The sequence below is a fragment of the Pseudomonas hygromyciniae genome, from assembly GCF_016925675.1.
Classification (GTDB): domain Bacteria; phylum Pseudomonadota; class Gammaproteobacteria; order Pseudomonadales; family Pseudomonadaceae; genus Aquipseudomonas; species Aquipseudomonas hygromyciniae.
Window position 1 is genome coordinate 5,863,251 of record NZ_CP070506.1, and the last position, 22,572, is coordinate 5,885,822.

19 protein-coding genes are annotated in these 22,572 nt (G+C 61.5%); 7 read left to right on the top strand and 12 right to left on the bottom strand.

Going from position 1 to position 22,572, the window contains the following annotated elements; all coding sequences use genetic code 11:
- Positions 1-63: 63 nt before the first annotated feature.
- Positions 64-984 (bottom strand): LysR substrate-binding domain-containing protein, encoded by a 921-nt coding sequence (locus tag JTY93_RS26600; RefSeq protein WP_029289752.1) that lies wholly within the window; start codon positions 982-984, stop codon positions 64-66.
- A 152-nt stretch (positions 985-1,136) separates the two neighbouring features.
- Here JTY93_RS26600 and JTY93_RS26605 point away from each other — a divergent pair, with 152 nt between their 5' ends.
- Positions 1,137-2,531: a NorM family multidrug efflux MATE transporter gene (locus tag JTY93_RS26605; RefSeq protein WP_205476818.1), complete on the top strand. Its 1,395-nt coding sequence runs from the start codon at positions 1,137-1,139 to the stop codon at positions 2,529-2,531.
- Positions 2,532-2,659: 128 nt separating this feature from the next.
- Here JTY93_RS26605 and JTY93_RS26610 read toward each other — a convergent pair whose 3' ends face one another.
- Positions 2,660-4,333, bottom strand: coding sequence for a putative bifunctional diguanylate cyclase/phosphodiesterase (locus tag JTY93_RS26610; protein WP_205476817.1), 1,674 nt, complete (start codon positions 4,331-4,333; stop codon positions 2,660-2,662).
- A 268-nt stretch (positions 4,334-4,601) separates the two neighbouring features.
- Here JTY93_RS26610 and rep point away from each other — a divergent pair, with 268 nt between their 5' ends.
- Together rep and JTY93_RS26620 are read left to right on the top strand one after the other, a co-directional pair.
- Complete coding sequence (gene rep, locus JTY93_RS26615) at positions 4,602-6,611, top strand: DNA helicase Rep (protein WP_029289758.1); 2,010 nt, start codon at positions 4,602-4,604, stop codon at positions 6,609-6,611.
- Positions 6,612-6,668: 57 nt separating this feature from the next.
- Positions 6,669-7,241 carry a xanthine phosphoribosyltransferase gene (locus JTY93_RS26620; protein WP_029289761.1) on the top strand — a complete coding sequence of 191 codons (573 nt, stop codon included), beginning with the start codon at positions 6,669-6,671 and terminating at the stop codon, positions 7,239-7,241.
- A gap of 371 nt (positions 7,242-7,612) precedes the next feature.
- Here JTY93_RS26620 and JTY93_RS26625 read toward each other — a convergent pair whose 3' ends face one another.
- From JTY93_RS26625 to dadA, 6 genes are all read right to left on the bottom strand, one after another.
- Positions 7,613-9,535: an acetyl-CoA hydrolase/transferase C-terminal domain-containing protein gene (locus JTY93_RS26625; protein ID WP_205476816.1), complete on the bottom strand. Its 1,923-nt coding sequence runs from the start codon at positions 9,533-9,535 to the stop codon at positions 7,613-7,615.
- A gap of 132 nt (positions 9,536-9,667) precedes the next feature.
- The gene (locus JTY93_RS26630) at positions 9,668-10,081 is read right to left on the bottom strand and encodes a c-type cytochrome (RefSeq protein WP_092232109.1); all 414 of its coding nucleotides are present in this window, start codon (positions 10,079-10,081) and stop codon (positions 9,668-9,670) included.
- A 181-nt stretch (positions 10,082-10,262) separates the two neighbouring features.
- Positions 10,263-10,811: a cupin domain-containing protein gene (locus JTY93_RS26635; protein WP_029289768.1), complete on the bottom strand. Its 549-nt coding sequence runs from the start codon at positions 10,809-10,811 to the stop codon at positions 10,263-10,265.
- Between the two features lie 116 nt (positions 10,812-10,927).
- Complete coding sequence (alr, locus tag JTY93_RS26640) at positions 10,928-12,001, bottom strand: alanine racemase (RefSeq protein WP_205476815.1); 1,074 nt, start codon at positions 11,999-12,001, stop codon at positions 10,928-10,930.
- A 77-nt stretch (positions 12,002-12,078) separates the two neighbouring features.
- Entirely contained in the window at positions 12,079-12,432 is a 354-nt protein-coding gene (locus JTY93_RS26645; RefSeq protein ID WP_029289772.1) for a RidA family protein, read from the bottom strand.
- Positions 12,404-13,705, bottom strand: a complete 1,302-nt coding sequence (dadA, locus tag JTY93_RS26650) for a D-amino acid dehydrogenase (RefSeq protein ID WP_029289774.1) — start codon at positions 13,703-13,705, stop codon at positions 12,404-12,406. The genes JTY93_RS26645 and dadA overlap by 29 nt, the downstream gene beginning before the upstream one ends.
- A 156-nt stretch (positions 13,706-13,861) precedes the next feature.
- On the opposite strand from dadA, the gene JTY93_RS26655 reads away from it, so the two are divergent.
- Positions 13,862-14,350, top strand: a complete 489-nt coding sequence (locus JTY93_RS26655; RefSeq protein ID WP_003206849.1) for an Lrp/AsnC ligand binding domain-containing protein — start codon at positions 13,862-13,864, stop codon at positions 14,348-14,350.
- Between the two features lie 32 nt (positions 14,351-14,382).
- Here the strand turns inward: JTY93_RS26655 and JTY93_RS26660 are convergent, their stop codons facing one another.
- Positions 14,383-14,736, bottom strand: coding sequence for a YkgJ family cysteine cluster protein (locus JTY93_RS26660; RefSeq protein WP_029289779.1), 354 nt, complete (start codon positions 14,734-14,736; stop codon positions 14,383-14,385).
- Between the two features lie 115 nt (positions 14,737-14,851).
- Between JTY93_RS26660 and JTY93_RS26665 the strand changes: the two genes are divergently transcribed.
- Positions 14,852-16,144: an NAD(P)/FAD-dependent oxidoreductase gene (locus JTY93_RS26665; protein ID WP_205476814.1), complete on the top strand. Its 1,293-nt coding sequence runs from the start codon at positions 14,852-14,854 to the stop codon at positions 16,142-16,144.
- Position 16,145: 1 nt separating this feature from the next.
- Here JTY93_RS26665 and JTY93_RS26670 read toward each other — a convergent pair whose 3' ends face one another.
- A complete protein-coding gene (locus JTY93_RS26670; protein WP_205476813.1) occupies positions 16,146-16,379 on the bottom strand; it encodes a DUF1127 domain-containing protein in 234 nt (77 codons plus the stop codon).
- Between the two features lie 166 nt (positions 16,380-16,545).
- Here JTY93_RS26670 and JTY93_RS26675 point away from each other — a divergent pair, with 166 nt between their 5' ends.
- Together JTY93_RS26675 and JTY93_RS26680 are read left to right on the top strand one after the other, a co-directional pair.
- A complete protein-coding gene (locus JTY93_RS26675) occupies positions 16,546-17,979 on the top strand; it encodes an aminotransferase-like domain-containing protein (protein WP_205476812.1) in 1,434 nt (477 codons plus the stop codon).
- 62 nt (positions 17,980-18,041) lie between these two features.
- Entirely contained in the window at positions 18,042-19,607 is a 1,566-nt protein-coding gene (locus JTY93_RS26680) for a phospholipase D family protein (RefSeq protein WP_205476811.1), read from the top strand.
- A 126-nt stretch (positions 19,608-19,733) separates the two neighbouring features.
- Here the strand turns inward: JTY93_RS26680 and JTY93_RS26685 are convergent, their stop codons facing one another.
- Entirely contained in the window at positions 19,734-20,876 is a 1,143-nt protein-coding gene (locus JTY93_RS26685) for an MFS transporter (protein ID WP_205476810.1), read from the bottom strand.
- A gap of 163 nt (positions 20,877-21,039) precedes the next feature.
- Positions 21,040-22,533, bottom strand: a complete 1,494-nt coding sequence (locus tag JTY93_RS26690; protein WP_029289792.1) for an aldehyde dehydrogenase — start codon at positions 22,531-22,533, stop codon at positions 21,040-21,042.
- Positions 22,534-22,572 lie beyond the last annotated feature (39 nt).

Sequence of the window (22,572 nt, forward strand, 5' to 3'; positions counted from 1 at the left end):
TCAATACTTGAGCAAATCACAGGGGTATCACTCCAACGCATTGTTGGCGGGCGCTGCATCGATTCAGTCGAGCTGTTCCACTGCCGGCAGTGCCATGGCCCGCACTTCACTTTGCAGGAAGTCCGACAGCCTGCGCAGGCGCTCACCGCCGGGGCGGGTCTTGGGCCAGACCAGGTAGTAGCTTTCGCCGCTGGCCACCGCAGTAGGCCAAGGCAGACTCAAACGGCCTTGGGCCACATCCTCGGCGACCATCAACAGGTCGCCCATGGACACGCCGTAGCCCCGGGCGGCAGCAATCATGCCCAGCTCCAGCGTATCGAACACCTGCCCGCCCTTGATGGCGACGCGGGAGGCCAACCCCGTTCGCTGCAACCAGCGCCGCCAATCACGCCGGTCCGGCGTCGGGTGCAGCAGTTCCGCGCCGGCCAGGCGTTCCACATCCCAGGGGCCATCGTTGAGCAAGTTCGGAGCGCCAACCGGGATCAGCAATTCAGGAAACAGGTAACTGGCTTCCCAGTCCGCAGGAAAGTGCCCATCGCTCAGCAGTACCGCGCAGTCGAACGGTTCCTGGTTGAAGTCCACTTCATCGATGCTCATCCACGCGCTGGTCAACTGCACCTCATTGCCCGGCTGCAGATGCCGGAACCGACTCAGCCGCGCCAGTAACCAGCGCATGGTCAGGGTCGACGGGGCCTTCATGCGCAAGATGTCGTCCTCGGCATTCAAGGTATGACAAGCACGCTCCAGGGCGGCAAACCCCTCGCGCACGCCGGGCAACAGCAGACGCGCCGACTCGGTGAGCTGCAAGGTGCGCCCGCTGCGCTGGAACAGGCGGCAGGCGAAGTGCTCCTCCAGGGTGCGGATATGTCGGCTGACCGCACTTTGGGTGATGGACAGCTCTTCGGCGGCACGGGTGAACGAGTTGTGCCGGGACGCTGCTTCAAACGCGCGCAGGGCATACAGCGGAGGAAGGCGACGAGACATGAGGAAAACTCCGACGGCTTGATCCGCAAACCCTACCAGAATCGTCCTGGCATGAGTTTTAATCATGTGACTGATCGCATTTATCCCTTTGTGCAAAGCGCTGCGAGCGCCGAGAATCAACCCCTCTACCCTTTGTGCAAATATTGAGCGTGATGATCATGCAGCATCCGGCGCGTACCGAACTCTGGGCCATTCTGCGGCTGTCAGGGCCGTTGATTGCCTCCCAGTTGGCGCACATGCTGATGGTGCTCACCGACACCCTGATGATGGCCCGCCTGAGCCCCGAAGCCTTGGCCGGCGGCGGGCTGGGGGCGGCGAGCTACTCGTTTGTGTCGATCTTTTGCATCGGCGTGATAGCCGCCGTGGGCACCCTGGTCGCTATCCGCCAGGGCGCCGGTGATATCGAAGGCGCGACCCGCCTGACCCAGGCCGGGCTCTGGCTGGCCTGGCTGATGGCCCTGGTGGCGGGCCTGCTGCTGTGGAACCTCAAGCCGGTGCTGCTGATGTTCGGCCAGACCGAAACCAACGTGCAGTCGGCCGGCCAGTTCCTGATGATCCTGCCGTTCGCCCTGCCCGGTTACCTGACGTTCATGGCCCTGCGCGGCTTCACCAGCGCCATCGGCAAAGCCACGCCGGTGATGGTGATCAGCCTGTGCGGCACGGTGATCAACTACCTGCTCAACCATGCGTTGATCGAAGGCATGTTCGGCCTGCCCAAGCTGGGCCTGATGGGCATTGGCCTGGTCACCGCGATTGTCGCCAACTGCATGGCCCTGGCGCTGTTGTGGTACATCAAATACAACCGCGCCTACGCGGCGTATCCGCTGGGCAAGGGCCTGTTGCGGCCCAACCTGCACTACCTGCGCGAGCTGTGGCGCCTGGGCCTGCCGATTGGCGGCACCTACGCGGTGGAAGTCGGCTTGTTCGCCTTTGCGGCGCTGTGCATGGGCACCATGGGCAGTACGCAATTGGCGGCCCATCAGATTGCCCTGCAAATCGTCTCGGTGGCGTTCATGGTGCCGGCGGGCATGTCTTACGCGGTCACCATGCGCATCGGCTTGCACTACGGCGGCGGGCATTTGCTTGGCGCGCGGTTGGCCGGGCGGGTCGGGATCGCCTTCGGCGCAACGGTGATGCTGGGGTTTGCCATGGTGTTCTGGTTGTTTTCAGACCCGCTGATCGGCCTGTTCCTCGACCATGACGACCCGGCCTTCGCCCAGGTGATCAGCCTGGCGGTCAGCCTGTTGGCGGTGGCGGCGTGGTTCGAGTTGTTCGACGGCGTGCAAACCATCGCCATGGGCTGTATTCGCGGGCTCAAGGATGCCAAGACCACCTTCCTTGTCGGCCTAGGTTGCTACTGGTTGATTGGCGCGCCGGCGGCCTGGTTGATGGCGTTTACCCTGGACTGGGGCCCGACGGGCGTGTGGTGGGGCTTGGCACTGGGCCTGGCCTGTGCGGCGATTACCCTGACGTGGGCGTTTGAAAGAAAGATGAAGCGGATGATTGCCCAGGAACCGCAAATCGACACGGCCCCACAGCCGAACTGAAGCATGTACTCGGTCAATGTGGGAGCTGGCTTGCCTGCGATAGCGCTGTGTCAGTTGGCGGTGAGGCTGGCTGACCCACCGCTATCGCAGGCAAGCCAGCTCCCACATTTTTGATTGGGCTTACAAAGTCAGATCACTTCACCCAACAGCGCCTGCTGGCTGCTGCCAAATGTCAGGTACTCCACCAGTTCCGCCAGCGGCAGCGGCTTGCTGATCAGGTAACCCTGGGCCTGGTCGCAGCCAAACAGACGCAACAACGCCAGTTGCTCGGGCGTCTCCACACCTTCGGCCACCACTTCCAGGTTGAGGTTATGGGCCAGGTTGATCATGGCGTGCACCAGCTTGCGGTTTTCCTCGCGCTCTTCCATGCCGCCGACAAAGCTCTTGTCGATCTTGAGCAGGGCAATCGGCAAGCTGTTGAGGTGGACGAAGGACGAAAACCCGGTACCAAAGTCATCCAGGGAAAAGCGCACACCCAGGCGACCCAAGGCGTCCATGGTCTGCTTGACCAGGTCGCTGCGGCGCATCACGGCGGTTTCCGTCAGTTCGAATTCCAGCCACTGCGCCTCCACCCCACGCTCGGCAATCAGCCGGCTCAGGGTCGACAGCAATTGGGTGTCCTGGAACTGGCGAAACGACAGGTTGACCGCCATGTGCAGCGGCGGCAGGCCACGTTCGCGCAGGTCCTGCATGTCGCGCAGGGCACGGGAAATCACCCAGTAGCCCAACGGCACGATCAGGCCGCTCTGCTCGGCCAAGGGCACGAACTCGCTTGGCGGCAACAGGCCGCGCTCGCCATGGCGCCAGCGCACCAGAGCTTCGAGGCCGACGATATGCCCATCGTCCAGGTCCAACCGCGGCTGGTAATGCAGCTCCAGTTCATCACGGCGCAGCGCCCGGCGCAGTTCGCTTTCCAGGTCGGCGAGGCTGCGGGCGTTACGGTTGATGCGTTCATTGAAGATATGAAAGGTGCAGCCCTGGGTGCTCTTGGCCTGTTGCATGGCGATATGCGCGTGCCACATCAACGGGTCAGCACCGGCCTTGGCGCGGGCATGGGCCACACCGAGGCTGCAGCCGATCAGCAGGCTCTCGCCATCGACCCAATAGGGCTCGGCCATGGCCTCGATGATGCGCTCAGCCATCCACTCGGCGCGTTGCGGCGCACGGCGGGTGTCGATCAGCAAGGCGAATTCGTCACTGCCCAGGCGCGCCAATTGGTCGCCGACTTCGAGTTGGCTCTTGAGCCGCGAGACCACTTGCAAGATCAACCGGTCGCCCGCCTGGTGGCCGAGGGCATCGTTAGCATGACGGAAGTTGTCCAGGTCCAGGTGACCGAGTGCCAGGCCACGCCCGTCGTTTTCCGCCAGGCGCGCGGCCAGCAGGGTCTGGAAGCCCTGGCGGTTGGCGATGCCGGTCAGCGGGTCCTGTTCGGCCAGGCGTTGCAGGGTGTTTTCCAGCAAGCCCCGCTCGCGCACGTGGCGCAGGCAGCGGCGCACCGTGTCCACATCAAACCCACCGTGAATCAACCAGTCACTGGCGCCCAGCGGTGCAACCAGCGGTTCCTGCTCCAGTAGCAATACGGTGGGCAGGCTGCAACGGCCAGGGCCGGGTTGCAGGCTCGGGGTAGTGAGCAATACGGCCGAGCGATCATCGTCGAACAGGCTGCTCACCGACTCCCAGCTTGGTGCACTGATCAGCACGGCACCATCACCCATCGGCACCAGGCACTCGCGCAACAATGCTGCCCACGTAGGCGTATCGGCCAATAGCAGCAAACGCAAGGGTTCGACAGGCGTAGACAAGCTAGCTCCCTAGACTGTGCAAGATTTCGTTGGCGGCGGGCATTATGACGTGCAGCCTGATAATGACCAATGATATTGGTTATCAAATACGCGCAGTGCGGCTCTAGATCGAACAATAGACCCAAAAACCCCGCACATCCTGCGGCAAAGTAACAAAAGCGGCAAATTTAGATCGAGTGGTACGTCACACTGTCGTTCAGAGGCAGCAGAATCTTGCCAGCCTGTTAAAATGCCCGCCCTTTTCGCTCAAAGACTCCCAAAACCCTGTATGTCCCGACTCAATCCCCGGCAGCAAGAAGCCGTGAACTACGTCGGCGGCCCTCTATTGGTGCTCGCCGGTGCTGGCTCCGGCAAGACCAGCGTGATCACCCGCAAGATCGCGCACTTGATCCAGAACTGTGGCATCCGTGCCCAGTACATCGTCGCCATGACCTTTACCAACAAGGCCGCGCGCGAGATGAAAGAGCGCGTCGGCACCCTGCTCAAGGGTGGCGAAGGCCGCGGCCTCACCGTGTGTACCTTCCACAACCTGGGGCTGAACATCATCCGCAAGGAGCATGCGCGGCTGGGCTACAAGCCGGGCTTCTCGATCTTTGACGAGACCGACGTCAAGGCCCTGATGACCGACATCATGCAGAAGGAATACGCGGGCGACGACGGCGTCGATGAGATCAAGAACATGATCGGCGCCTGGAAAAACGACCTGATCCTGCCCCCCGAAGCCCTGGAAAACGCACGCAACCCCAAGGAACAGACCGCCGCCATCGTCTACACCCACTACCAGCGCACGCTCAAGGCGTTCAATGCGGTGGACTTCGACGACCTGATCCTGCAGCCGGTCAAGCTGTTCCAGGAACACGCCGACATCCTCGAAAAGTGGCAGAACAAGGTGCGCTACCTGCTGGTGGACGAATACCAGGACACCAACGCCAGCCAGTATTTGCTGGTGAAGTTGCTGATCGGTACGCGCAACCAGTTCACCGTGGTCGGCGACGATGACCAGTCGATCTACGCTTGGCGCGGTGCGCGCCCGGAAAACCTGATGCTGCTCAAGGTCGACTACCCGTCGCTGAAAGTGGTGATGCTGGAGCAGAACTATCGCTCCACCAGCCGCATCCTGCGTTGCGCCAACGTGCTGATCTCCAACAACCCCCACGAGTTTGAAAAGCAGTTGTGGAGCGAGATGGGCCATGGCGATGAGATCCGCGTGATCCGCTGCCGCAACGAAGACGCCGAAGCCGAGCGCGTGGCCGTCGAGATCCTCAGCCTGCACCTGCGCACCGACCGGCCCTACAGCGATTTTGCGATCCTGTATCGCGGCAACTACCAGGCCAAGCTGATCGAGCTGAAGTTGCAGCACCACCAGGTGCCGTATCGCCTGTCTGGGGGCAACAGCTTTTTCGGACGCCAGGAAGTAAAGGATCTGATGGCCTACTTCCGGTTGATCGTGAACCCGGATGACGACAACGCGTTCCTGCGCGTGATCAACGTGCCGCGTCGGGAGATCGGCTCCACCACCCTGGAAAAACTCGGCAACTACGCCACCGAACGCAAGATCTCGATGTACGCCGCCACCGACGAAATCGGCCTGGGCGAACACCTGGATACGCGTTTCACCGATCGCCTGTCGCGCTTCAAGCGCTTTATGGACAAGGTGCGCGAGCAGTGTGCCGGCGAAGACCCGATCAGCGCCCTGCGCAGCATGGTCATGGACATCGACTATGAAAACTGGCTGCGCACCAACAGCTCCAGCGACAAGGCCGCGGATTACCGCATGGGCAACGTCTGGTTCCTGATCGAAGCGCTGAAGAACACCCTGGAAAAAGACGAAGACGGTGAAATGACCGTCGAGGACGCCATCGGCAAGCTGGTGCTGCGCGACATGCTCGAGCGCCAGCAGGAAGAAGAAGATGGCGCCGAAGGCGTGCAGATGATGACCTTGCATGCATCCAAGGGCCTGGAATTCCCCTACGTGTTCATCATGGGCATGGAAGAGGAAATCCTCCCACACCGCTCCAGTATCGAAGCCGACACCATTGAAGAAGAACGGCGCCTGGCCTACGTGGGCATTACCCGCGCGCGTCAGACCCTGGCCTTCACCTTTGCGGCCAAGCGCAAGCAGTACGGCGAGATCATCGACTGCGCCCCGAGCCGGTTCCTTGATGAGCTGCCACCGGACGATCTGGCCTGGGAAGGCAACGACGACACCCCAACTGAAGTCAAGGCGGTACGTGGTAACACCGCCCTGGCGGATATACGCGCGATGCTAAAGCGCTAGAATCGACTACTTTTTAATCTACTTTCGGCGCCCCTTGCGCCACCAGAGGAAGCTTTTGTGGAAGCACTGCACAAGAAAATTCGCGAAGAAGGCATCGTGCTTTCCGACCAGGTACTCAAGGTCGACGCCTTTCTGAACCATCAGATCGACCCGGCGCTGATGAAGCTGATCGGCGACGAATTCGCCGCACTGTTCAAGGATTCGGGGATCACCAAGATCGTCACCATCGAAGCCTCGGGCATCGCGCCGGCGATCATGACCGGCTTGAACCTGGGTGTGCCGGTGATTTTCGCCCGTAAGCAACAGTCCCTGACCCTGACGGAAAACCTGCTGTCGGCGACGGTGTATTCCTTCACCAAGAAAGTCGAAAGTACCGTGGCGATCTCCCCTCGGCACCTGACCAGCAGCGACCGCGTGCTGGTGATCGATGACTTCCTGGCCAACGGCAAGGCGTCCCAGGCGCTGATTTCGATCATCAAACAGGCCGGCGCCACCGTGGCGGGCCTGGGGATTGTGATCGAGAAGTCGTTCCAGGGCGGCCGTGCAGAACTGGACGCCCAGGGCTACCGGGTTGAGTCGCTGGCGCGGGTCAAGTCCCTGGCGGGTGGGGTTGTGACCTTCATCGACTGAAGGTGAACGAGCACAGTTAAAAATGTGGGAGCGGGCTTGCCTGCGATAGCGCAGTGTCAGGCGACAGAGATGTCGACTGGCAGGCCCTCATCGCAGCATAGGTATCTACACAACTTTACCGTAACGCCTAGATCCAGGTAGATAGCGCAGTTGTGGCGAGCGGGCTTGCCCCGCGCTGGGCTGCGTAGCAGCCCTAAACCCGGCCATCGCGGTTTATCTGAAGAAACGCGGCGGGCCTTTTGGGGCTGCTACGCAGCCCAGCGCGGGACAAGCCCGCTCGCCACGGGGGAGTTCGTCAGTTTCTGAGAGTTGTGTAGATACCTATGCTCATCGCAGGCAAGCCAGCTCCCACATTTGCCTTGTGTTACCTGTCAGTGTGCGGTGGCCTGTAGGCCAGCAAGCAATAGGCGCTGATACAGATCCTCTTTAAACCCCTCAGGCTTATCCAGGCGCATGCGCACTAGATGCTCGGGAAACGCCTCAGGCTCCGGTGCATCCAACGCCGCCTTGCCCAACTCCAGAATCTCGGTCAGCTTGAATTTGCTCTTGAGCCAGTTCAGCGCGCGCAACAAATCCCGCTCTTCATCGGTGAAGTCACTGCCCAGCGGATACTCCGGGAACAGCCTTGTATGCCGCGCCTGCACCGCCTGCAAACGCTCGGGGGTGTTGTCGGCAAAGCGCGGGTCGAGCTGGAAGTCCTTGGGCAACTTGCCGGCTTTTTGCGCCTGTTCGATCAAGTCGGCCTGGAACCGTGAGTCGGTGATATTGAGCAACGCCTCGATCACCTGGGCGTCGGTCTGGCCGCGCAGGTCAGCGATGCCGTATTCGGTGATCACGATATCGCGCAGGTGCCGGGGAATCGTGCAATGGCCGTATTCCCAGACAATATTGGAGCTGACCTCGCCGGCCGATTCACGCCAACTGCGCAGGATCAGGATCGAGCGCGCGCCCTCCAGCGCATGGCCCTGGGCAACAAAGTTGTATTGCCCACCCACCCCGCTGAGCACGCGGCCGTCTTCCAGTTGGTCGGCAACGCCTGCACCCAGCAACGTGACCATGATCGCACTGTTGATAAACCGCGCATCCACACGCTGCAAACGCTTGAGTTCTTCCTGCCCGTACAGCTCGTTGATATAGCTGATGCGAGTCATGTTGAATTCCAGGCGCTTGGCGTGGGTCATTTCCTGCAGGCGCTGGTAAAAACTGCGGGGGCCGAGGAAGAAACCACCGTGGATCGATATGCCATCGGGCTGTGCTGCATCGTCCAGCAGTCCCGCGTTGGCCTGCTCCTGCGTCGCCACATCCGGGTACACCTTGCGCCGCACAATCCCCGCATCGGCCAGTACCAGCAGGCCGTTGACGAACATTTCGCTGCAACCATAAAGGCCCCGGGCAAACGGCTCGACCCCGCCCTCACGGCTGATCAGCGGCGCCCATTGGTACACATCCAGGTCGGTGAGCAATTGCCGATAGCCCTCGTTATCGGCCTGACGCGCCAGCAACGCGGCGGTCAAGGCGTCGCCCATCGAACCGATGCCAATCTGTAAGGTGCCGCCATCGCGCACCAAGGTACTGGCGTGCAAACCGATGAAGTGGTCCTGCAAACCCACTGGCATGTTGGGCGTAGAGAACAGCGTGGTGCGGTCTTTTTCGTCGATCAGAAAGTCGAACTGATCCATGCCCAGTTCGGCATCACCGGGCATGTAGGGCAAATCTTCATGCACCTGGCCGACCACCAGGATGGTCTCGCCGGCCGCGCGGCGCTTGGCGATCATGGGCAACAGGTCGAGGGTGATATCCGGGTTGCAGCTCAGGCTCAGGCGATCCGGGTGCTCACTGCTACTGGCCACCAATTGCGCGACCAGGTTCAGGCCGGCGGCGTTGATATCGCGGGCGGCATGGCTGTAGTTGCTGCTGACGTAATCCTGCTGGGCCGAGGTGCTATGCAGCAGGCTGCCGGGCTGCATAAAGAACTGCTGCACGTGGATGTTGGCCGGCAGGCTGTCCTTGCGCAGGGCGTCGAGGAAATCCAGCTCGGGGTAATCACCGAACACCCGCTCGACAAACGGCTCCAGAAAGCGCTTCTGCAAACCATCACCCAACGGCGGGCGGCCCAGGCTCAACGCGGTGTAGATCGTCAGCGCCCGCTCGGGCAGCTTGGCGATGCGCCGGTACAAGGCGTTGGCAAACAGATTCGGCTTACCCAGGCCCAGCGGCATACCCATGTGGATATGCGCAGGCAGGCGCTCCAGGACGTCATCGACCGCTTGCTCGATTGAACACAACTGCACCATCCGACCCTCCTTACGTTCCGTGATTAGGGGTTGGACCGAGCTTGCCGGGTCTTTGCTGCAATGAACAGCCTTGAGCGCCAAATTGCGGGCACAAAAAAGCCGCTGGTCAGCGGCTTTTTGGCGAAGATCGGTTTATTTCAAACCAGACATCTTCTCGATTGCAGCCTTGAGGTCGTCATCCGAGCAATCGGAGCAGGTGCCTTTAGGCGGCATGGCGTTGATGCCGGTGATGGCCTTGGCCAGGATGCCGTCGAGGCCGCCCTGGTGGTCGGCGCGCTCTTTCCAGGCTGCGGTGTCACCGATTTTCGGTGCGCCCAACAGGCCAGTGCCGTGGCAAGCATTACAGTGTTTGGCGATGATCTCGTCCGGCGTTTTTGCGCCGCCGCCGCCCGCTGTCACAGCGACTTCCATGCCCTTGCATTCCTCACCTTGAATACAAACCTTCCCCACGGGTTCAAGGCGCTTGGCAATATCATCATTGGTCGCAGCTTGAGCGCTGGCAGCCCAAAGGGCCAGTACGGTTGCTGGTACAGCCAGCATTTTCATAATTAGGTTCACGCGTTCACCCTCATGGTGGCTATTCACGCCTGCGGCCACGGTTTCGCAGGCGGCGAAAGTATAACGGTTAGGCCGCCTCACTGAAACAACCCTATTATCCAAGGGGAGATTGAGCATGACGAAATACAACTACGGGCACCTCTGCAAGGTAGGCAGGGCGCCTCTTCTGTTAAAAGTTCGCGGGTGTGGCTGCGCTGATTAGTCGCGCCGGCACATCGAACGGATTGCGAAAACGGTGTGGCTTGGTGCTTTCAAAGTAGTAGCTATCGCCGGCTTCGAGCACAAAAGTTTCAACGCCTACCACCAGTTCCAGACGACCTTCCAGCAGGATCCCGGTTTCCTCGCCGTCATGGGTCAGCATTTCCTCACCCGTATCGGCGCCCGGTGGGTAGATTTCGTTGAGAAACGCAATCGCCCGGCTCGGATGTGCCCGGCCCACCAGCTTCATGGTCACCGCGCCATCGGAGATGTCGATCAGCTCATTGGCTTTATAGACTATCTGCGTCGGTTTTTCCTGGAGGATCTCCTCGGAAAAGAACTCGACCATGGACATGGGGATGCCGCCCAGCACCTTGCGCAAGGAGCTGATGGATGGGCTGACACTGTTTTTCTCGATCATCGAAATGGTGCTGTTGGTGACGCCCGCACGCTTGGCGAGTTCACGCTGGGAAAGACCTTTCAGTTTACGGATGGATTGCAGTCGTTCGCCGACGTCCAATGCAGGAGCCTCCTAGGATTCAGGCTTTGTTGTAATTGAGCGTTATCATGGCGACAGCGTTCAGTATTTACAACACTTTGGTCTGAATCCCGGTGGGCGTCATCTACAACTGGCGGCTAAGCGCCGGAATAGAGCCGTGGCACACGGCGCAGGTTGCAGAAAATCTGATAAGGGATGGTATCGGCGGCAGTCGCCACGTCGCTGGCGAGGATGTTTTTGCCCCACAACTCGACAGTAGAGCCCAGGCCGGCCTGGGGCACATCGGTCAGGTCGATACACAGCATGTCCATCGACACCCGCCCCAGCAATTGGCTGCGCTGGCCGGCGACCAACACCGGCGTACCGGTCGGCGCATGCCGTGGATAACCGTCGGCATAACCCATGGCAACCACACCGATACGCATCGGCTTGGGCGTTACAAACCGCGCGCCATAACCCACTGGCTCGCCCGCAGGCAGCTCGCGTACGCAGATGACTTTCGACTCCAGGGTCATCACCGGCTGCAAACGCGCGGCAACCGCCTGGTCTTCACCAAAGGGGGTCGCGCCATAAAGCATGATGCCCGGCCGTACCCAATCACTGGAAACGCTCGGCCAACCCATCACCGACGGCGAATTGCGCAGGCTGACCTGGGCCGCCAAGCCCTGGCGCGCCGCGTCGAATACCGCGACCTGTTCATCGCTGCTTGTGCAGTCCAGTTCATCGGCGCGGGCGAAGTGGCTCATCAACACGATCTTGGCCACCTTGCCGCTGGCCAGCAGGCGCTGATAGGCGTCGTGATAATCCTTGGGATGCAAGCCGACCCGGTGCATGCCCGAGTCCAGCTTCAACCACACCGTCAGCGGCTTGCTCAGGCGCGCCTGTTCAATCGCTTCCAGCTGCCACAACGAATGCACCACACACCAGAAGTCATGCTCGATGATCAGCGGCAGTTCGTCGGCCTCGAAGAACCCTTCGAGCAACAACACCGGCCCACCAATCCCGGCAGCACGTAACTCCAACGCCTCCTCGATACAGGCCACGGCAAAACCGTCGGCCTGGTCTTCCAGGGCCTGGGCCACGCGCACGGCTCCATGGCCGTAGGCGTCAGCCTTGACCACGGCGAGGGCCTTGGCCCCGGTCAGTTCGCGGGCCAATTGGTAGTTGTGGCGCAGGGCTTGTAGGTCGATCAGGGCACGGGCAGGACGCATGGCGGCAGGCTTCTAGGCGGCGATGGGAAGAAAAAACCGGTACCGGCCAATAACGCCGGCACCGGAAGAGGGATCGTTTAAGGAAGAGCGGCCACGACAGACAGCTCGACCAGGATTTCTGGCTCACACAGTTTCGACTCGACCGTAGCGCGGGCCGGGGCGACGCCTTTTGGCAGCCATTTGTCCCATACCGCGTTCATGCCGGCAAAGTCGGCGTCGATGTCTTTGAGGTAGATCGTCACCGACAGCAACCTGGTTTTGTCGGTACCGGCCAGATCCAGCAAACGCTCGATATTGGCCAGGGTCTCACGGGTCTGCTGTTCAATTCCGGCACTCATGTCGTCGCCGACTTGCCCTGCCAGATACACGGTACCGCTGTGGACAACGATCTGGCTCATGCGCTCATTGGTGAGCTGGCGCTGGATTGACATGTTTTGTGGACTCCTGAGGGTTGCCGTAACGGGAAATATCAAGGCCAGCGGCGCTGATCTGCGGGGTTTTCTTGGCCATCAGGTCCGCCAGCAAGCGACCGGAGCCGCAAGCCATGGTCCAGCCTAGGGTGCCGTGGCCGGTGTTCAAGAACAGATTCTTGAACGGGGTGGCGCCGACAATTGGCGTACCGTCCGGGGTGGTCGGGCGCAGGCCGGTCCAGAACGTGGCCTCGCTCAAATCACCGCCCTGAGGATAAAGGTCGTTGACGATCATCTCCAGGGTTTCGCGCCGGCGCGGGTTCAGCGACAGGTCAAAACCGGCGATTTCAGCCATGCCACCGACCCGGATGCGGTTGTCGAACCGGGTGATCGCAACCTTGTAGGTTTCGTCGAGAATGGTCGAAGTCGGGGCCATCGCCGGGTTGGTGATCGGCACAGTCAGGGAGTAACCCTTGAGCGGATACACCGGCGCCTTGATCCCCAGCGGCTTGAGCAACTGCGGCGAGTAGCTGCCCAGGGCCAGCACGTAGCGATCGGCGGTTTCCAGCTTGCCGTCGATCCACACACCGTTGATACGATCACCGGCGTGGTCCAGGCGCTGAATGTCCTGCTCGAAACGGAACTCCACACCCAACTGTTTGCACATATCGGCCAGGCGGGTGGTGAACATCTGGCAGTCGCCGGTCTGGTCATTGGGCAGGCGCAAGGCACCGGCCAGGATATCCGTGACGCTGGCCAGGGCCGGCTCGACGCGGGCGATGCCGGCGCGGTCGAGCAGCTCGAACGGTACGCCGGACTCTTTCAACACGGCGATATCCTTGGCCGCGCCATCGAGTTGCGCCTGGGTGCGGAACAATTGCGTAGTACCCAGGCTGCGACCTTCGTAGGCAATGCCGGTCTCGGCGCGCAGTTCATCGAGGCAGTCGCGGCTGTACTCGGACAAGCGCACCATGCGCTCCTTGTTCACCGCATAACGGTTGGCCGTGCAGTTACGCAGCATCTGCGCCATCCACAGGTATTGGTCGATATCGGCCGTGGCCTTGATCGCCAGCGGCGCATGACGCTGCAACAGCCACTTGATGGCCTTGAGCGGCACACCCGGCGCAGCCCATGGCGATGCATAGCCGGGCGAGACTTGGCCTGCGTTGGCGAAGCTGGTCTCCATTGCAACGGCCGGCTGACGGTCGACCACGACCACTTCAAAACCGGCACGCGCCAAATAGTAGGCACTGGCCACACCAATGACACCGCTACCCAAGACCAAAACGCGCATTTTTATATCCTCATCACGGCTTGACCGCTGACGTTTGTTGTTCAGCACAAAGATGTGGGCAGTATAAAAAGCAATGACCAGTGCATTTCACTATATAAGTGCCTATATTTGGCGACAATTCTCGGCAAAAACCCTTTTCACGGAGGAGCATCCCCTATGCGGACCAATACCCAGACCAAGCGGGAGCTGGACAAGATCGACCGCAACATCCTGCGCATCCTGCAGGCAGACGGGCGGATCTCATTTACCGAGCTAGGGGAGAAGGTAGGGTTGTCGACCACGCCCTGCACTGAACGGGTCCGGCGCCTGGAGCGCGAGGGGATCATCATGGGCTACAACGCCCGCCTCAATCCGCAGCACTTGAAGGGTAGCCTGCTGGTGTTTGTCGAGATCAGCCTCGACTACAAATCCGGCGATACCTTCGAAGAATTCCGACGTGCCGTGCTGAAACTGCCCCATGTGCTGGAGTGCCACCTGGTCTCGGGGGATTTCGACTATCTAGTGAAGGCGCGGATTTCCGAAATGGCTTCGTACCGCAAACTGCTGGGCGACATCCTGCTCAAGCTGCCCCATGTGCGCGAGTCCAAGAGCTATATCGTGATGGAAGAGGTGAAAGAGAGCCTGAACCTGCCGATCCCGGATTGATCCAGCTCCCACTTTTTGACCGAGTAGATCAGCTAAACAAGCACCTGCCGCGTCGTCGCCATGTACTCGTGGATCTGCTTCTCGACCCGAGGGTGAATCAGTTCCACCGGCCCACGGTTGTTGGGGCATGGCAGGCTGGGCGTGGTACCAAACAACCTACAGATCAATGGGCGCTCGTCGTACACCGTGCAACCGTTGGGCCCCAGGTGTACACAGTTCAGCTCATCCATGGCCGCTTCCTGCTCGGCCGCGGTCTTGCGCGGCAGGCGCGACATTTCCTCGGTGGATGTCGTCACCGGCCCACAGCAATCATGGCAACCCGGCACACACTCGAACGAGGGGATCTGCCGGCGCAGCGCGTTGACTTTCTGGCTGTTGCAACTCATCGAAACCCATACCGAACGGCGAATAGGCGTGGATTTTGCCCTAAAAGCCCCGAGTGAGACAGCTTCACCCGACCGCTGTATCCTGCGTCAAATTTTCCAAACACGGATGCTCCCCATGACCGCCAGCGCCCGGCACACCGCTTCCTACTACGCCGCCAGCAGCCTGCCGCAACCCGATTACCCGGCGCTGGCGGGTGAGGTCGTCGCCGATGTGTGCGTGGTGGGCGGCGGGTTTTCCGGGCTGAACACCGCGCTGGAGCTGGCTGAGCGGGGCTTTAGCGTCGTGCTGCTGGAGGCCCGCAAGATCGCCTGGGGCGCCAGCGGGCGCAATGGCGGGCAGCTCATTCGTGGCGTCGGCCACGGCCTTGATCAGTTTGCCAATGTGGTCGGCACCGAAGGCGTGCGGCAGATGAAATTGATGGGCCTGGAAGCCGTGGAAATCGTGCGCCAACGGGTCGAGCGCTTCCAGATTGATTGCGACCTGACCTGGGGTTACTGCGACCTGGCCAACAAGCCTCGCGACCTGCAGGGCCTGGCCGCCGATGCCGAAGAACTGCACAAACTTGGCTATGGTCATGAACTGCGCCTGCTGCAAGCCTCGGAGATGGGCAGCGTGATCGGTTCCGACCGTTACGTGGGCGGCATGATCGACATGGGCTCCGGCCACCTGCATCCGCTGAACCTGGCCCTCGGCGAAGCCGCCGCCGCGCAGCAACTGGGGGTCAGGCTATTCGAGCAGTCCGAAGCCGTGCGCATCGACTACGGCCCTGAAGTCAAAGTCCACACGGCCCACGGCAGCGTGCGCTCCAAGACCCTGGTGCTGGGCTGCAATGCCTACCTCAACGGCCTCAACCCCCACCTGAGCGGTAAGGTGCTGCCCGCCGGCAGCTATATCATCGCCACCGAACCCTTGAGCCCGGCCCAGGCAGCCGAGCTGCTGCCGCAAAACATGGCGGTGTGTGATCAGCGGGTCACGGTGGACTACTTCCGGTTATCCGCCGACCGGCGCCTGCTGTTTGGCGGTGCTTGCCACTATTCCGGACGCGACCCTCAAGACATCGCAGCCTATATGCGGCCCAAGATGCTCAAGGTCTTCCCGCAATTGGCCGAGACGAAGATCGACTACCAATGGGGCGGCATGATCGGCATCGGCGCCAACCGCCTGCCGCAGATTGGCCGGTTGGCCGACCAACCCAACGTGTACTTTGCCCAGGCCTATGCCGGCCATGGCCTGAACGCCACCCACCTGGCGGGCAAGCTGCTGGCCGAAGCCATCAGCGGCCAGCAGTGTGGGCGCTTCGATCTGTTTGCCCAGGTGCCCCACATCACCTTCCCTGGCGGCAAGCACTTGCGCTCACCGCTGCTGGCCCTGGGCATGCTCTGGCACCGCTTGAAAGAAGTGCTCTGACTCACCCGCGCCAGAACGGCTTCAAGCCTTCCTGGCGCGCCTGCTCGGTGCTCAGGCCAATATCGCGCAGTTGCTCCGGGGTCAGCTCCAGCAGGGCCTGGCGCGTGTGGCGACGGCGCCAGAACAGTTCCCAACGGCTCGGATTGCCAGGCGCCAGCCCGGTCAGCCCGCGCTCCTGCCCTGCTTCCAGTTCCTGACTGTGTAACGCCAGCCGCACATCGCTCAAGCCATTCATTGTCCTGCCCCTCATTTGCCTGTTGCCATGAGTGACTAGAATGGATGGCGCGGCAAAACCATTACAGATTCAACCAACTTTTATTAAATACATACAGATACTGCCAACCACGGGCTGAATCCTGTATTTTGCGCCCATCTGTACTGGTCTCTTGGGAGCGACCGCCATGACCCTCTACGTCAACCTCGCCGAACTGCTGGGCACCCGCATCGAACAGGGCTTCTATCGCCCCGGCGATCGCCTGCCCTCGGTGCGCGCCCTGAGCGTGGAACATGGGGTCAGCCTGAGCACCGTGCAACAGGCTTACCGGTTACTGGAAGATAACGGCCTGGCGACGCCCAAGCCAAAATCCGGCTACTTCGTGCCCGTTGGGCGCGAGCTGCCGGCGCTGCCCGCAGTAGGCCGGCCAGCTCAGCGCCCGGTGGAGATTTCCCAGTGGGACCAAGTGCTGGAGTTGGTCCGCGCGGTGCCGCGCAAAGACGTCATACAGATGGGCCGCGGCATGCCCGATGTAATGTCGCCGACCATCAAGCCCCTGCTGCGCAGCCTGGCCCGGGTCAGCCGACGCCAGGACCTGCCGGGTCTGTATTACGACAACATCTACGGCTGTATGGAGCTACGCGAGCAAATAGCCCGTCTGTCATTGGATTCCGGCTGCCAGCTCGACGCCCAGGACATCGTGATCACCACCGGCTGCCACGAAGCGTTGTCCTCCAGCATCCGTGCGATTTGCGAGCCCGGCGATATCGTCGCCGTCGACTCGCCGAGCTTCCACGGCGCCATGCAGACCCTCAAGGGCCTGGGCATGAAAGCCCTGGAAATCCCCACCGACCCGCTCACCGGCATCAGCCTAGAAGCCCTGGAACTGGCCCTGGAGCAATGGCCGATCAAGGTCATCCAACTGACGCCCAACTGCAACAACCCCCTGGGCTACATCATGCCCGAGGCGCGCAAGCGGGCGCTGCTGACCCTGGCCCAGCGCTTTGACGTGGCGATCATCGAAGACGATGTGTATGGCGAACTGGCCTACAGCTACCCGCGACCGCGCACCATCAAATCCTTCGACGAAGATGGCCGCGTCCTACTCTGCAGCTCGTTCTCCAAGACCCTGGCCCCCGGCCTGCGGATCGGCTGGGTAGCACCTGGACGTTATCTGGAGCGGGTGCTGCACATGAAATACATCAGCACCGGCTCCACTGCCACCCAACCACAGATCGCCATTGCCGAATTCCTCAAGAACGGGCACTTCGAACCGCATTTGCGGCGGATGCGTACCCAATACCAGCGTAATCGCGACCTGATGCTCGATTGGGTCAGCCGCTATTTCCCCGTCGGCACCCGCGCCAGCCGGCCCCAGGGCAGCTTTATGCTGTGGGTGGAACTGCCCGAGGGGTTCGACACGCTCAGGCTCAACCGTGCCCTGGTCGAGCAAGGGGTACAGATTGCCGTAGGCAGTATCTTTTCCGCCTCGGGCAAATACCGTAATTGCCTGCGGATGAACTACGCTGCCAAACCAACACCCCAGATTGAAGAGGCGGTGCGCAAGGTCGGGGCAACGGCGATCAAGATGCTCGCTGAAGCTGAACGGCAGCAGGACTGACCTTTTGCCAGCAATCACCGTCATATGCCTGTCACCGCCCTGATTCGGAACCTGTCTTCTTGATGAGCCAACGGCTGTTAGCGTTTTTTTTGCTGGGGTTCCTGGCCCTGGGCGGTTGCGCCACCCTGGACGTGCCCCGGGTGCCCAGCGAGGCACTGCCGGCGACGCAGTCCGCCTTTGGGCGCTCGATCCAGGCCCAGGCCACGCCCTATCAGGGCCGCTCCGGGTTTCGCCTGCTGCCCAACAGCAGCGAAGCGTTCATGGCCCGCGCCGAATTGATCCGCAATGCCCAGAGCAGCCTCGACTTGCAGTACTACATCGTCCATGACGGCATCAGCACGCGCATGCTGGTGGACGAACTGCTGACCGCGGCCGACCGTGGCGTGCGGGTGCGCATCCTCCTGGACGACACCACCAGCGACGGCCTGGACCAGATCATCGCCACACTGGCTGCACATCCGCAGATCCAGATCCGCTTGTTCAACCCCTTGCACCTGGGGCGCAGCACCGGCGTGACACGGGCCATGGGCCGGTTGTTCAACCTGTCGCTGCAACACCGGCGCATGCACAACAAGCTGTGGCTGGCCGACAACAGCGTGGCGATTGTTGGCGGGCGCAACCTGGGGGATGAGTATTTCGATGCCGAGCCCAACCTGAACTTCACCGATATCGACATGCTCAGTGTGGGGCCCGTGGCCGAGCAGTTGGGCCACAGCTTTGATCAGTACTGGAACAGTGCGCTGAGCAAGCCCATCGCCGACTTTATCTCCAGCGCCCCGTCCTCCCGCGACCTGGCCACGGCGCGCGGGCTTCTGGAGAAGTCCCTGGCCGAATCGCGCCAGCAAAACCATGCCCTGTATAACCGCCTGCGCACCTACCAGACCCAGCCGCGCATGGATATCTGGCGCCGGGAGCTGATCTGGGCCTGGAACCAGGCACTGTGGGATGCGCCGAGCAAGGTCCTGGCCAAGGCCGATCCGGACCCACAACTGCTGCTCACGACCCAACTGGGGCCAGAGCTGGAAGGCGTGCACAGTGAGCTGATGATGATTTCGGCCTACTTCGTGCCCGGCCAGCCGGGCCTGGTGTACCTCACCGGCCGCGCGGACGCAGGCGTCGACGTGCGCTTGCTGACCAACGCCCTGGAAGCCACCGACGTGCCGGCGGTGCATGGCGGTTATGCGCCCTATCGCAAGGCGCTGCTGGAGCACGGGGTGAAGTTGTACGAACTGCGTCGCCAACCGGGCGACGGTGGCGGCAGTGGCCCGCACCTGCTGGGCAGCCGCTCGCTGCATGGTTCGGACTCCAGCCTGCACAGCAAGGCGATGATTTTTGATCGGCAGAAGTCGTTTATCGGCTCGTTCAATTTCGACCCGCGTTCGGTGCTGTGGAACACCGAGGTCGGCGTGCTGGTGGACAGTCCCGAACTGGCCGAGCATGTGCGCAACCTGGCCCTGCAAGGGATGGCGCCAGCCTTGAGTTATGAGGCAAAACTTAAGGATGGCCAGGTGGTATGGGTAACGGAAGACAACGGCCAGATGCACACCCTGACCCGCGAGCCGGGCAGTTGGTGGCGCCGGTTCAATGCCTGGTTTGCTACCACCGTGGGCCTGGAGCGCATGCTCTAAGAACCACGAATATCCATTGTGGGAGCTGGCTTGCCTGCGATAGCGGTGGGTCAGTTGGCCCATTTGCTACTGATACACCGCTATCGCAGGCAAGCCAGCTCCCACAGTTTTGATCGCATTTCCAGGTCAGGCCGGATGCTCTGCGCCAAACGCGCCTTGGCGCAACAACAGAATCACCAACCCCAAGGCCCCCGCAGCCATCAACCACGGCAACGCGTGCCCGCTGATCCACTGGCTGCCAGCCCCCGCCACCAGCGGCCCGATCAGGCAACCAATCCCCCACAACTGGGCAATATGGGCATTGGCTCGCACCAGCGCATCGTCACGGTAGCGCTCGCCGATCAGAATCAACGACAAGGTGAACAAGCCCCCCGCACTGGCACCGAACAGGACCCAGATCGGCCAGATCAGCCAGGTATCCAGCAACGGCGCAATGGCCAGGCTCGACAGCAGCAACAGCACCGCACAGCCGAGAAACAGGGTGCGCCTGGGCAGGTAGTCGGCCAGCGCACCAATCGGCAATTGCAGCAGGGCATCGCCTACTACCACGGTGCTGACCATCGCCAACGCCACTTCGGCAGTGAAGCCCTGTTGCAGGCAATACACCGGCAACAGCGTCAGAATCATCGCCTCGAACGCGGCAAACAATGCCACCGCCCAGGCGATCGCCGGCAAGCCCCGGCAAAATCCCCATAAGTCGCCAAAGGTCACGCTGAAGGCCTCTGCCGTCGGCGCCCCGCTACGCCCCAGCAGCAGGAAGGGCGCAACGATCAACAGTCCGACGCCAACCCAGAAGCCATAGTCGTGATCGGTGCCCAGCACGCCGAGCAACAACGGTCCCGACAGCTGGCTCAAGGCGTAGGTACAGCCATACAGCGCCACCAGCCGGCCACGCCACTGCTCCACCACCAGTTGGTTGATCCAGCTTTCGCCGAGGATAAACACAATGGTCAGGATCACCCCAATCATCAACCGCAGCACCAGCCACACCGGATAGCTGGGCAATACCGCCAGCAACCCGATGGAAACCGCCCCGGCCCACAGGCACAGGCGCATCAGGTTTGCCGTACCCAGCCAGGAAGCCAGGCGGCTCGACACCTTGGCGCCCAACAACACACCGAACGCCGGCATCGCCGCCATGATGCCGATGGCAAAGTTGCCATAGCCCCAGCTTTCCAGGCGCAGAGACACCAGCGGCATGCTGACGCCCAGGGCAAGGCCGACGCTGAGTACTGAAGCCAGGACGGCAAAGTAAGTCGCCCAACGCATTGCCACGCTCCTGTGGATAACTCATTTGTGGACGGTAAAACGAACTGTAGGAGCGAGCTTGCTCGCGAAGAACTCAAGGACACCGCGTTCAACCAGACAGAACGCGTTATCGTTGACGTTTTTCGCGAGCAAGCTCGCTCCTACAAGGGATCAGCGTGGTTGCTTACAGCTTGATCCAGGTCGCCTTCAGTTCGGTGTACTTGTCGAACGCGTGCAGCGACTTGTCGCGACCGTTGCCCGACTGCTTGAACCCGCCAAACGGCGCCGTCATGTCGCCGCCATCGTACTGGTTGACCCACACGCTACCGGCACGCAACGCCTTGGCGGTCAGGTGCGCCTTGGAGATATCCGAGGTCCAGACCGCAGCGGCCAGGCCATAAGGCGTGTCGTTGGCAATGGCTACGGCTTCTTCAGCGCTGTCGAAGGTAATCACCGACAGGACCGGACCAAAGATCTCTTCCTGGGCAATCTTCATGGCGTTGGTCACACCGTCGAAAATCGTCGGCTCGACGTAAGTACCGCCGGTTTCCTGCAGGGTGCGCTTGCCGCCGGCGACCAATTTGGCGCCATCGGCGTGCCCGGCTTCGATATACGACAACACGGTGTTCATCTGCTGGGTGTCCACCAGCGCACCGACGTTGGTGGCCGGGTCCAGCGGGTTGCCCGGCTTCCAGCCCTTGAGGGCCTCGATCACCATCGGCAGGAATTTGTCCTTGATCGAACGCTCCACCAGCAGGCGCGAGCCGGCGGTGCAGACTTCGCCCTGGTTGAAGGCGATGGCGCCCGCGGCGGATTCGGCAGCGGCTTGCAGGTCCGGGGCATCGGCAAACACGATGTTCGGACTCTTGCCGCCGGCTTCCAGCCAGACGCGCTTCATGTTCGATTCGCCGGAGTAGATCATCAGTTGCTTGGCGATCTTGGTCGAACCGGTGAACACCAGGGTGTCGACGTCCATATGCAGTGCCAACGCCTTGCCCACGGTGTGGCCATAGCCCGGCAGCACGTTGAGCACGCCTTTGGGGATACCGGCTTCAACGGCCAGGGCGGCGATGCGGATGGCGGTCAGCGGCGATTTTTCCGACGGTTTGAGAACGACCGAGTTACCGGTAGACAGCGCCGGCCCCAGTTTCCAGCAGGCCATCATCAGCGGGAAGTTCCACGGCACGATGGCCGCCACTACGCCGACGGGCTCGCGGGTCACCAGGCCCAGTTGGTCATGGGGGGTGGCGGCGACTTCGTCGTAAATCTTGTCGATGGCCTCGCCGCTCCAGCTCAGGGCTTGCGCCGCGCCTGGAATGTCGATGCCCAGGGAATCACCGATTGGCTTGCCCATGTCCAAGGTTTCGAGCAGCGCCAGCTCTTCGGCATTGGCCTTGAGCAGCGCGGCGAAACGGATCATGGTGGCTTTGCGCTTGGCCGGGGCCAGGCGTGACCAGGCACCCGAGTTGAAGGTGGCGCGGGCGTTTTCCACAGCGCGCTGGGCGTCGGCGACGTCACAGCTGGCAACCGTGGTCAGCAGGCGGCCATCGACCGGGCTGAGGCATTCGAACGTGTCGCCAGAAACGGCGGCGGTATATTCGCCATTAATGTACGCGCGGCCTTCGATCTTCAGGTCCTTGGCGCGTTGTTCCCAGTCGGCACGGGTCAGGGTGGTCATGCGAGTGTCCTCCTCTTATTAAATATAAGGGCCCGGCGT